The 11,656-nt window shown below is 61.8% G+C and carries 10 protein-coding genes, 1 pseudogene and 1 other annotated feature; of the genes and pseudogenes, 4 read left to right on the top strand and 7 right to left on the bottom strand.

Annotation, left to right across the window (positions count from 1 at the left end; all coding sequences use genetic code 11):
* Positions 1-187: 187 nt before the first annotated feature.
* The gene (locus tag QCM77_RS33025) at positions 188-685 is read right to left on the bottom strand and encodes a hypothetical protein (protein ID WP_279686271.1); all 498 of its coding nucleotides are present in this window, start codon (positions 683-685) and stop codon (positions 188-190) included.
* 489 nt (positions 686-1,174) lie between these two features.
* Here QCM77_RS33025 and QCM77_RS33020 point away from each other — a divergent pair, with 489 nt between their 5' ends.
* Both QCM77_RS33020 and QCM77_RS33015 read left to right on the top strand, forming a co-directional pair.
* Positions 1,175-1,597, top strand: coding sequence for a hypothetical protein (locus tag QCM77_RS33020; protein WP_279686270.1), 423 nt, complete (start codon positions 1,175-1,177; stop codon positions 1,595-1,597).
* Positions 1,598-1,786: 189 nt separating this feature from the next.
* Positions 1,787-2,944: an IS110 family RNA-guided transposase gene (locus QCM77_RS33015; protein ID WP_279669026.1), complete on the top strand. Its 1,158-nt coding sequence runs from the start codon at positions 1,787-1,789 to the stop codon at positions 2,942-2,944.
* A 755-nt stretch (positions 2,945-3,699) separates the two neighbouring features.
* On the opposite strand, the gene QCM77_RS33010 is transcribed toward QCM77_RS33015, so the two are convergent.
* The 3 genes from QCM77_RS33010 to QCM77_RS33000 all read right to left on the bottom strand — a co-directional run bounded on the left by QCM77_RS33010 (position 3,700) and on the right by QCM77_RS33000 (position 6,197).
* Positions 3,700-4,899: an IS91 family transposase gene (locus QCM77_RS33010; RefSeq protein ID WP_279686269.1), complete on the bottom strand. Its 1,200-nt coding sequence runs from the start codon at positions 4,897-4,899 to the stop codon at positions 3,700-3,702.
* An 11-nt stretch (positions 4,900-4,910) separates the two neighbouring features.
* Complete coding sequence (locus QCM77_RS33005) at positions 4,911-5,786, bottom strand: tyrosine-type recombinase/integrase (RefSeq protein ID WP_279686268.1); 876 nt, start codon at positions 5,784-5,786, stop codon at positions 4,911-4,913.
* A 210-nt stretch (positions 5,787-5,996) separates the two neighbouring features.
* On the bottom strand, positions 5,997-6,197 hold the full coding sequence (locus tag QCM77_RS33000) for a DUF6494 family protein (protein WP_027548237.1): 201 nt from the start codon (positions 6,195-6,197) through the stop codon (positions 5,997-5,999).
* 195 nt (positions 6,198-6,392) lie between these two features.
* On the opposite strand from QCM77_RS33000, the pseudogene QCM77_RS32995 reads away from it, so the two are divergent.
* Positions 6,393-7,662, top strand: a pseudogene (locus QCM77_RS32995) (IS3 family transposase).
* Positions 6,718-6,832 (top strand) — a sequence feature (AL1L pseudoknot). Its footprint overlaps the pseudogene before it by 115 nt.
* A gap of 788 nt (positions 7,663-8,450) precedes the next feature.
* Here the strand turns inward: QCM77_RS32995 and QCM77_RS32990 are convergent.
* From QCM77_RS32990 to QCM77_RS32980, 3 genes are read right to left on the bottom strand one after another with little or no spacing between them, the layout of a single operon-like run.
* A complete protein-coding gene (locus QCM77_RS32990) occupies positions 8,451-10,085 on the bottom strand; it encodes a flavin-containing monooxygenase (RefSeq protein WP_279686267.1) in 1,635 nt (544 codons plus the stop codon).
* A gap of 48 nt (positions 10,086-10,133) precedes the next feature.
* Positions 10,134-10,664, bottom strand: a complete 531-nt coding sequence (locus QCM77_RS32985; RefSeq protein ID WP_347882408.1) for a nuclear transport factor 2 family protein — start codon at positions 10,662-10,664, stop codon at positions 10,134-10,136.
* A gap of 1 nt (position 10,665) precedes the next feature.
* Entirely contained in the window at positions 10,666-10,908 is a 243-nt protein-coding gene (locus tag QCM77_RS32980; RefSeq protein ID WP_279686266.1) for a hypothetical protein, read from the bottom strand.
* On the opposite strand from QCM77_RS32980, the gene QCM77_RS32975 reads away from it, so the two are divergent.
* Positions 10,898-11,650: an IclR family transcriptional regulator gene (locus QCM77_RS32975; RefSeq protein WP_279686265.1), complete on the top strand. Its 753-nt coding sequence runs from the start codon at positions 10,898-10,900 to the stop codon at positions 11,648-11,650. The genes QCM77_RS32980 and QCM77_RS32975 overlap by 11 nt on opposite strands.
* The last annotated feature ends 6 nt before the right edge of the window (positions 11,651-11,656 follow it).

The raw sequence follows: 11,656 nt of genomic DNA, 5'->3' as shown, positions 1-11,656 counted from the left end.
TCCTCGGCGTCGAGCCATTGCTGGCAGCCATGCGGGCGTGAGGCGCGGGCAGCGAACTCAATAGCGACACCGACGGCCGCCTTCGTTGCATGGAGGTGATGCGGAGCCGCGTTTTTACACAGCCTGGACCCACAGCGGACCACGAACACAGATTGTTCGACTTCGATCTGCCGTTTCATAGGGGCCCTCAGATTTCGCAGTCGGCTGAATTCAAAGCCTTACGCAAGCCACCAAACGCCTTGAGCCGACAGGGCTCGGTTTCGCTGGCGGCCTTTGAACGCTGGGAAATGGTGGTTCGCTTGATAACGGTTGCCTTTGGCTCCAACTTGGGACGTGCAGGGGTCGTGACCTTCTTCGATTTGGGATTGTGCCGATGACGGGCGATCGGCCTCGGAGGCTCCGAAGAACCGATGCTGATGTCTTCAGAACCGATACTGATGTCTTCCGGCCGAGCAATGCCTTCGTCGATCAAAACAGCCTGTTCTGGCGTCTCGCGGCTCACAGCGGCAACTTCAAGGCGATCAGCCTTCGCCAGCGCGTCATGTGAATCGGAAATGTCTACGTTTGGCTCGTTAAGCGGCTGGACGATCGCTACTGCACTGCGCGGTGGAGTTCTGAGCTCCATTGCTGACAGTACTCCTACACCCAACAGGATGAGGAAGCCCAACAACACCATTCTCAGCATGATGCGCCTCTATCCCGAGTTAGTGCTGGTGAAAGTTCTCCGTTCCAATGAGGCAATTTGTCGGTGGCTGCCGGCCCACGTACGGATCATTTGCAGACAGGGTTAACGTTGGCGATGCTCCCGACGCGCGACGGTCGGCCCGGCGTTGGTCGAGGTCAGCTTCAGGCCCATCACTGCCGACGGCGCCGTCCGCCTTTGACGGTGAGTTTTGGAGGCGAAGCGGACTGGTTGTGCTCACTCCGAATTTTGTAGAGATTGACACCCGGAGTGGACGTTGCAGTGAACAGACTTACTAGGCTGGGCGTACCGGACCGCTTTGCGAAGCTTCATCAGATCGGAGCTCTACCATCGCCTCTCAGGCAATAGTCGCGCGGTGTTGCAGCCGAACTTCCGATTATACGATCGTGCAGCGGTATACACGGGAGCGAGTCTCATATTGGCTTTGCAGGCCCGCCGCCCTAGAATTGCGGCGATCGCAGGACGGGCGAAATGCAGTATGTTTGCGACGCGCCGAAGGGTAAGACCTGGTTCCGTATCGAGACGGAAGGTGAAGCGGTGCATGAGTCGCGCCTGATGGGCCACACAGTCGAGAAATATTTCCGCCGCGAGCGGGAGAAGTCAGTCCAGTCCTGGCGTCCGGAGCGGCCCAACGCGATCGAGCGCGACATCGGCCTCGAGGCCCATGTACAGCGAGAGATGCCGCTTTTCCTCACGCTGCGCGACAGGGAGGGCAATGCACTGACTACAGCGATGCTACCACCGGGTGGCAAGGATCGCGGCGGGTTCCGGATCATCATCGTTGCCGCATCCAATGCCGATCCTTATCCTCAGCAGGACGCGGCCATCGCTGCACTGGGAGCGCATTTCGGTCTCACACTCGATCGCAACCGCTGCTTCCCCTACGGCCGCTAAGGGGCCTGACAAGTATCGCCGCTTGATTGGAGCGATGTCGGCTCATGTGAAGGTTTTCGGATGCCGGCCCCATGACGGTGGCGCCGCGCCCAGCGGGGCCGGCGTCCGCAAACCTCCAAGGGAGATGCTATGGGGCGGCGGCGAGGATATTGCATCCATTGTTGCTGATATGAACCGATGGAGCGCCCCATGCAGAAATTGAATGATCTTAGCCGATCCCTGAACCCGCTTGATCCGGACGGCACACTGATTGCCGTTATCGAGCTTAGCCTGTCGAGCTGGCTCGTCGCCGGCATCGTGCCTGGCGTCGAGCGCCAGCCGTTGAAGAAGCTCGCGGTCGACGAGAGCGCATTGCTGAAGTTGCTGCATCGATGGCGAGAGGAAGCGGCGAAGGCAGGGCATCGGATCAAACGCATCGCTGTCGCTTTCGAGGCCGGCCGTGATGGCTTCTGGCTGGCGCGCTGGCTCAGTGCACGCGACATTGAGGCCCACGTCATTCACGCATCGAGTGTGGCGGTATCACGCGAGCACCGGCGCGCCAAGACCGATCGGCTCGACACCGAGCTGCTCAAACGCGCCTTTCTCGGCTGGCTGCGCGGCGAGCGTGATCACTGCAAGATGGTGGCGATCCCGACAACCAAGGACGAGGATGCCAAGCGGCCCAACCGTGAGCAGGAGAGCCTCGTCGGAGAGCAAAGTCGGATCGTCAACCGAATGAAAGCAGCGCTGATCCGGCTCGGCATCCGCGGCTTCAATCCCAAGCTGAAGAAGGCCGCCGAACGCCTTGACGGCTTGCGCACCCCCGAGGGCGAGCCGATCCCGCCCAACACCCTGGCTGAACTGCGTCGCGACATGGTGCGCCGGCGGCTCGTCAGTGATCAGATAAGGCAGATAGAGGACGCTCGCCTGGAGCGTCTCAAGCAAGCGCCCAGTGATGGACCCCACGCAATGGTGCGCCTGTTGGCGCGGGTGATCGGGGTTGGTGTCGAGACGGCCGACATGTTGGTGCAGGAGGTACTGTCGCGAAGCATGCGCGACCGACGGGCCGTAGCGCGTTATGCCGGCCTCACGGGCTCGCCCGACGAAAGCGGCAGAAGACGCCGGGAGAAAGGGCTGGCCCGTTCTGGCAACGCTCGCGTTCGACGAGGCATGATCCAATTGGCGTGGCGATTTCTCATGTTCCAGAAGGACAGCACCTTGGCGCAGTGGTTTCGAGCCCGCACCGAGAGCGCCCGCGGCACCCGCAAGACCATGATCGTGGCCTTGGCGCGCAAGCTACTGATCGCCCTGTGGCGTTTCGTGCGGGAGGGCGTGGTGCCGGACGGCGTCGTTCTGCGGCCGGCTTAATGTACGGAGGTCACTGAAGAACCCAACAGTTTCGGCCCGGTCCGTCCGCTGGTGACGGGTCGCCGATGACGGTTCGAGGTGGCGGAGTCCCGACGTGTTTCCTTGGCATTCAATGCCGAAAGGGAGAATGGGTCCGCCGCTTCGGAGCTTCGCTGCCGATGCGTATGACTGCATCGTGGTTCGGGTCCTCGGACCCACCGAATACAAGGTTGTGGCGCGACTGATCCGCGCCCGAAAGCGGGCTCCCCTCTAATCGTCATCCCGATCGCACCAAGCGTGCCGTCGTGCTCGAAGCTGTCAAGGTGTGGCCTGGCAAGCTCGGAGCATGCCGCAACGTTGGCGCGGCGGCCAACCTTGACAGCTCCTGCGCGCGACGACGTCAGCGAACTGCGGGTCGGGACGAAGAAACGGGCTTTGAGATCGAACAAAGAAACTGACGAAGGACAAAAGATTTGACGCTCTGGCAAACTCCTTGACAAAAAAAGCCCCATACAAGGAAACCGCGGGTGGGGCACGAGGGTGGCGCGGCGTGAGCTATGGGGATTTGAGTGCCGCGGATGAGGTGTGTGATTGGAGTCGAGGCGATCCAGCAAAGTGACCGACGGTGAAGGGGCTGATGCATGAGCGGTGGATCGGGTCGATCGCGGTGAAGTGCCGGACGATTTGCGACGACGGCTGGATATTTGAGCGTGCTGTGCCGTGGCCGGCCGAGAGGCAGCGAGCGCGACGAGCAATTTTGCGGGATTGTGATGCGGTCATGAGGTGTCGATCCTGATGACGGTTGTTGGACCTGTCGGCCGATGCCATGGCGTTGTACCGCGCTCGAAGACCTCAATGATGACCATGCGACCGCCGCAGCACGGACAGTTCGGCTTGGTTTGATCGGCGGCGACAGCGGTGGGCTGGCGTTCGGGTTTTGCAACGGCGAGCAGCTCACGCGCGCGTGCGATGTTGTCGGCGCGCGTGCCGCTGGCGAGCAGGCCATAGTGGCGGATGCGGTGGAAGCCTTGCGGCAGGACGTGGATCAGGAATCGCCGGATGAACTCGGCGGCGGCGAGTGTCATGAGCTTCTGACGGTCACGCCCCTCGGCGCGATAATCTTTCCAGCGGAAGGTGACGCGGCTGCGGTCGCAGGCGATCAGCCGGCTGTTGGCAATGGCGACGCGGTGGGTATAGCGCGACAGGTAGGCCAGCACGGCCTGTGGTCCGCCGAACGGGCGCTTGGCGTAGACCACCCATTCGGCTCGGCGCAGCGGTGCCAGATACGCTGCGAACGCCGGCGCGTCGGCGAGAGCGGCATGATCGCCGAAGAACTTCAGTTGGCCGGCTCTGTGGGCCGCGATGAGCTTCTCCAGGAACAGCCGGCGAAACAGGCGCGAGAGCACGCGCACCGGCAAGAAGAAGCCGGGCCGGCATGCCACCCAGCGTTCGCCGTCCCGTGAGATGCCGCCGCCCGGCACGATCATGTGAACGTGCGGATGATGGGTGAGCGCCGAGCCCCAGGTATGGAGAACCGATGTGATGCCGACGCGGGCGCCGAGGTGCTTTGGGTCGGCCGCGATCGCGATCAGGGTCTCGGCCGAGGCCTTGAACAGCAGATCGTAGATGACGGCCTTGTTCTGGTAGGCGATATCGGCGATGGCCGCCGGCAGTGTGAACACGACGTGATAGTACGGCACCGGTAACAGGTCGGCCTCGCGCGCCGCCAGCCATTCCTTCGCTATGGCCCCCTGGCACTTCGGGCAATGCCGGTTGCGGCAGGAGTTGTACGAGATCTGGCTGTGCGCACAATTCTCGCAGCGCGCGACATGGCCGCCGAGCGCCGCCGTGCGGCAGTTCTCGATCGCCGACATCACCTTGAGTTGGCCGAGGCTGACATGGCCGGCGTTGGCTTGGCGCCATGCCGGGCCGTGGCCGCGGAAAATGTCCGCGACCTCCAGCGATAGACGCGGCACGCGAGCCGCGCTTAAGCGGGCGGTTCGACCCTTTCGATCCTGCGGGCGATATGCTCCAGCGGGCTCATGACTTGCTGGATCGTCTTGGTGGCGACGCGCGTATAGAGCGCCGTGGTGTCGAGCTTGGCGTGCCCGAGCAGCACCTGGATCACCCTGATATCGATGTTCTGCTCGAGCAGGTGGGTGGCAAAGCTGTGCCTTAAGGTGTGGAGCGACACGCGCTTGTCGATCTCGGCCGTCTGGGCCGCGGCATGGCAGGCGCGATTGAGCTGGCGCGTCGTCATTGGCTGCACGCGGTCACGCCCTGGAAACAGCCAGCCTTGCGGTCGTGCCGCCCGCCACCAGGTCCGTAGCAGTTCGAGCAGATGCGGAGACAGCATCACGTAGCGGTCTTTGCGGCCTTTGCCTTGTTCGACGCGGATCACCATGCGCTTGCTGTCGATGTCGCCGATCTTGAGCGAGATCACTTCGGCGGCGCGCAGGCCCGCACCATAGGCCACGCTCAGCGCCGCCTTGTACTTGAGCCCCGGCGCAGCATCGAGCAGCCGCGCCACCTCCTCCGGACTGAGCACGACCGGCAGCTTGCGGGGCTCGTGGAGGAACGTCGTGTGCTCGATGATGTCGGTGCGCCTGAGCGTGACCTTAAAGAAAAAACGCAACGCGGCCACGGTGTGATTGAGAACCGGGATGTGCGCGCCGTTCGCCGCCAGATGCAATTGAAAGCGTCGGACGTCCTCGAAGCTTGCCGTATCGGGCGAGCGGCCAAGGAACGCAGTAAAATCCCTGATCGTGCGGATGTAGCCTTGCTGGGTCTTTGGCGCTAACTTGCGGATCGTCATGTCTTCGATCATGCGCCGCCGCAATGGGCTCATGGCCTCGTCGGTCATGGGGATGCTCCTGTCTTGAGTGAAGGTTGCGAACCCCTCATCTCAGGACAGGACGTCCCGTTGCGCTATCGTCTTGGCTGTGCTGCCAGCCGCCGCGTCCTACCGCGAGAGCGGTTTAGTCCTTTGACCCGAAGGCGACGTTCGGCCGGCGACCGCAATGATAGCCTTCGTGAGGATCAGGGCCATGACTTCCCACAGCCGGGACAATCGTCAGAGCGCGACTGTTTCCTCGACCACATGTTTCAGCGGCGTCCCCTCAGCGGACAGGGTCATTCGCAGTTTGAGCTTGCCACCCTTCACCTCCCCGCTACGCACTAGGTTCTCAATTTCACGCTGCGATGTAACTCCGACATGCTTCAGAAATTTACGGATAGCCATATTGAAGCGGTCTTCATCGAACTCGGCGGTCATGGCTGTTCTCCCTGATCGGGCAGGTGAAGTCTAACACGAGGCGAGCAATGACGAAACACCGAGGCCCCGCTCGCGTCGCCGCCGACTTCCTCCTCAACCTGATTGCCTGCAACCTCGCCCCAAAGCTGAAGACTACACCTGGAAGTGAACCGCCCCGGGTTTGCCGGAGGCTCCAACTCCTGAGAGGATGGAGCCATGACGAGCAAGACGACGAACAAGTTTTCACCCGAGGTCCGGACCCGAGCGGTTCGGATGGTTCTGGATCACGCCAGCGAGCACCCGTCGCGCTGGGCGGCAGTGACGTCAATCGCGGCCAAGATCGGCTGCACGCCGCAGACGCTGCATGACTGGGTCAAGAAGGCCGAGGTCGACAGCGGGCAGCGGGCCGGCGTTCCGACCGACACGGCCGAGAGGCTGAAGGCGCTCGAACGGGAGAACCGCGAGCTTCGGCAGGCCAACGAGATCCTGCGCAAGGCAAGCGCCTATTTTGCGATGGCCCCTTTCGGCGAATGAAGGCATTCGCCTGTCGGGCGAGGGGAGCTCGACCGCCGGTCCAAGCCATGATCGCCTTCATCGACGATCATCGTGGGGCGCATGGGGTCGAGCCGATCTGCAAGGTCTTGCCGATCGCCCCCTCGACCTACCACGCCCATGTGGCCAAACGGCGCGATCCGGCCAAGCTGCCGGCGCGCGCCAGGCAGAACGCCGCGTTGAAGATCGAGGTTCGGCGCGTCTTCGATCAAAACTTCTCCGTCTACGGCGCGCGCAAGGTCTGGCGGAAGCTCAAGCGCGAAGGCTTCGATGTTGTCCGTTCCACGGTGTCGCGACTGATGCGGGACATGGGTTTGCAAGGGGTCATCCGCGGCAAATCCGTCAAGACCACGATCAGCGACAAGGCGGCGCCATGCCCGCTGGATCACGTCAACCGCCAGTTCAGGGCACCAAGACCGAACGTCCTCTGGCTCTCCGACTTCACCTATGTCGCGATCTGGACCGGATTCGTCTATGTCGCCTTTGTCATCGATGCCTATGCCCGCAGGATCGTCGGCTGGCGGGCCTCGCGTACAGCGCATGCGGGCTTCGTGCTCGATGCGCTGGAGCAGGCCCTGCACGATCGCCGACCGGTCCATCGCGGCGGGCTCGTGCATCATAGCGATAGGGGCAGCCAATACGTCTCTATCAAATACACCGAACGCCTGGCTGAAGCTGGCGTCGAGCCTTCTGTCGGCAGCGTCGGAGATTCCATGACAACGCTCTCGCCGAAACCATCAACGGTCTCTACAAGGCCGAGGTGATCCATCGGCGCGGACCATGGCGCCGCTTCGAGGCCGTCGAGTTCGCGACGCTGGAATGGGTGGACTGGTTCAACAACCGGCGGCTCCTGGAGCCCATCGGCAACATCCCGCCGGCCGAAGCCGAGCAACGCTACTACGCCATGCTGGAACAACCGGCCATGGCGGCATAACTTAAACCAAATGGCCTCCGGCAAACCCGGGGCGGTTCAGTTCGTCCTTTCCTGCCGGCTCAGGGGAAAGCGCGGTCGCCTGCCGCAGAAATACGAACTCTCGGTGAGGCCAAGCAACAGGAAGCTCAGGCGAGTGAGGAATGTCGCGCACAAGCACCGTTTGAAAAATCAGCTTCTCAAACGGTTGTTCTCGCTAAGCTATTGATTTGGTGGGCGCACCAGGGCTCGAACCTGGGACCCGCTGATTAAGAGACATACTACCGGTATTGATTTCTCAAGCGAATTTTTCCAACTGGGCCAATATCCGATCATTGCAGATCAATGGCTTACAGCGAAAACCCCAACCGCGAGTGCGCTTGGTGTGGCGCATCCCCCGCTATCGTTCGCGTCATTCTAGGGCTGGTTCAGCATTTTGGAGTTCGAGGTGCTTCCGCGCCGAAAGATGCGCATGTACAACCAACGGATCGCATCCAACAGAAGTGTAGGCCGACAGGTCGCACAACGATCAATCTGGACTTCGCCGCGTTGAACATTCGACGCTTCTATGCTGGCTGATCAATCGGTCTAATCCATCATGGGCTAGTTCGAACTAACTTAAGGAAGCGTCATCGAAGGACGTCAAATAGCAGCAAGGCGTGACACTACCAAGTTCGGGGGCTCGCAGCCACCGATAACGAGATTCGCTGATCGTGGCCTTTGGAAATGGAGCGATCACTTTTCTGTCCGACGGCACCCTCCCAGGATGCCATCCGCCATCCTAGACGTGGCGTCTCACTCGGTTGCGACCGTCAAGCTGCGACCGGCGTTCGCCTGCGTTCGAAGACGAAGTCGCGGTAGCCTGCCTGGATTGCGGCGGCACAATACTCCCGATATTTGGGGAAACCGCCGGTGAACAACGTCAGTCCCTGAGCCTTGTCCTTGACGTTGGTGCCGACGTACCAGGTCTTCGCCTTGGACAGCAACGAGCGCTGTGCGAGCCTGAAAACGAGCTCCATCCAGTCGTCTTCAGCCTGCTTGGTCGGCTCGATGGTGTCGAGGCCATGCTTGGCCATATGCGTGATCGCATGCGCAATCCAATCGACGTCGTTCTCGCTGATCCTGACGACGTTGGCGAGCGCCGCGGGACCGTTCGGCCCGGTGGTCATGAAGAGATTCGGAAATCCCTCCATCATGAGGCCGAGATAGGACCGCGCTCCCGCCCTCCACTTCTCCTTGACGGTCCGGCCGTTGCGGCCGACGACGTCGAAGGCCGTCAGCGCACCTGTCAGCCCGTCATAGCCGGTCGCAAAGATGAGCATGTCGAGTGCGGTCTCGCCGGACTGCGAGCGCACGCCATGCTTCGTGATCTCCACGATCGGATCTGTGATGCAGTCCATCAGCTGAACGTTCGGCTGGTTGAACGTTTCATAGTAGCCAGTGTCCAGGCACGGACGACGGGCGAAGATGGGGTAGTCGCGCGGCTTCAGCTTCTCGGCGGTGGCGGAATCCTTGACCACGTCGTTGATCTTGCCGCGCACGAACTCGGCAACGTGCTCGTTGGCCTCTTCGTTGCTCAAGAGGTCGGTGAAGGTGCCGAGCATCGTCAGTCCGCCGGATTTCCAGGCATCCTCGAGCAGTTCGCGACGGCGCGACGGGGTGATGCTGAAAAAGGCACGCGTCGTCCATGGACGCACGCCGCCGTTCGGGCTGTTCCGCGCCGCTTCACGAATGCCGGCGTAGTGGCGCTTGACCTCCGCGACGTAGTCGGGATCGAGCTTCTGGTTGCGCATGGGCATGGTAAAGCTCGGCGTGCGCTGGAAAACGAACAGCTCACGCGCCTGCCGACCGACCTCCTGCACGATCTGGATGCCGGTCGATCCCGTGCCGATCACGCCCACGCGCTTGCCGGCGAAGCTGACTGGATGGTGCGGCCATTTGCCGGCGCGCAGGAGCTGGCCCTCGTAGGCGTCGATGCCGGGAATTTCGGGATCTCTGGGAATCGAAAGCGGACCGGTCGCCATCACGCAATAAGTCGCCTCAACCGTCTCGCCGCGATCCGTCGTGACCTTCCAGAGCCTGCGGGTCTCATCCCAGACCGCGCTCATGATGCGGGTGTTGAACTGATAGTGCTTGCGCAAGTCGAGGCGGTCCGCCACGAAATTGAAATAGGCCAGCAGCTCCGGCTGCGATGCAAACTCTTCCGACCAGGTCCACTCCTGCTCGACCTCGGGTGAGAAGGAATAGCTGTAGTCGATGCTCGGAAGGTCGACCCGCGCCCCAGGATAGCGGTTCCAGTACCACACGCCGCCAACGTCACCGCCGGCCTCGAAGGCCGCGATCTTGAGACCCATTTCGCGGAATTTGTAGACGGCGTAGAGACCGCCGAATCCGGCACCGACGATGACGACGTCCAGCCGTTGTCCGCTGGCATCAGCGCTGTTCATGTCGGCGTTCCCTCGGTTTCGTGTTTGGTTCGTTGAGGATGGCGTCCGCTAGCGGGCGCGGAGAAGATCGTAGATGGGGTCGTCGGGAAAGCGTCCGCCCAATGGCAGCCGCGGACCAAAGCGCACCGCTTCGGGTTCGGTTGCAGCGACCTGCTCGTCCACCCAATCGTAGGCGAGCACGCGCCGGAACACCCGCCATTCGCCGTCGCGCTGCTGGAAGACATCGCAATAGCGACCAGCGATCAGAAATTGACGAACTTTGTCGTCTCTTGCCGGCCCGCGCTGCAACGCAAGAAAGTAGGTTTCGACAACGGCCTCGTTGGGCGCGGTGAATTCGATCAGGATGTTGCCGACCATGTGGACGTTACGGGCTCCGCTGTCGAAGATTCCGTTCGCCCATTGGAAGAAGCCTTCGACCGGCCCCGAATAGGGACCGTGCTGGTCCATTGCATCCGGCCAGTACGCGCCACGAAGCGAGGCCTCATCCGCCCGATCGACCCCGCGGCAATAGCGGTAGATGCAATCGCGGATCGCCTCTCTGTCGAGCAGCTCGGTGATCTTCTCTTGAGACATGGTCATATCAGAGCCCGTCCAAACTCCGGTCCGATGCGCTCAGTGCATCGGTCACTCCCTTGACGACAGCGACCATCTCATGTGCAGTGGGAGCAACCAACAAGAGTTCATATGTGAAGCCGAATTTCACATTCGTGAATTTGCTGCGACTAGGGAGCGGCACGAAGGGAAGCCAATTGCCGGCGCGCCTGACGACATCCGCCTCGATTTCCGCGGCCGGATCTACGGTCAAATCGGCCTTGCGCGCCATCGAAATCCTCGAGTTCTTCATGCGCGTGCGGCGGCCGTGCGCGATGTCCGAGATCGGCCTGGCGCTCGGCTATCCGCCGTCCAGCACCACGGTTCTGCTCAAGACGCTGGTCGGCCTCGGCTACCTGAACTTCGACCGCCGGGCGCGGGTCTATTTCCCGACACCGAAGGTGACTTCGCTGGGCGACTGGGTCCCGAAATCCCTGTTTGGCGATAGCCGCGTGCTCGAGGCGATGCACGACGTCCACGCCGCGACGGGTGAAACCGTTGCGATCGGCACCACGAACGATGTGTATCTGCAGTACGTCAAGATCGTACAGTCGATCCATGCGCTCCGCTTTCATGTCGATGAGGGAACGTTGAGGCCACTGACGCAGTCCGCCCTCGGCTGGCTCCTGATGTCGACGATGTCCGACGAGAAGGTCGACAGCATCGTTCGCCGCGCCAACATCGCCACACCCAACGCGTCCGACAGGGTCAAACTCCCGGACATGATGAAGCGCATTCGCCAGATCCGCGGCAAGGGCTACTGCTCCGCGGAGAACGTGCCCATGCTGGGCGGAGCCACGATTTGCGTGCTGCTGCCGTTCATGATTCAGAATCAACCCGTTGCCTTGGGGCTCGGTGGCATTGCCGAGCGGATCAAGCAGAACGCCAATCACTACCTCAGCGTTCTGCAACAGGCCGCCAGAGCGGTCAAAGCAAACGACGCGTTCGGTCGGCCGGCCGATACCAGCGCTTGATTTTGT

Source organism: Bradyrhizobium nivariense (assembly GCF_029846695.2).
Taxonomy (GTDB): domain Bacteria; phylum Pseudomonadota; class Alphaproteobacteria; order Rhizobiales; family Xanthobacteraceae; genus Bradyrhizobium.
The sequence above is the reverse complement of the archived record's forward strand: the minus strand, read 5'-3'. Positions and strand labels throughout refer to the sequence as shown.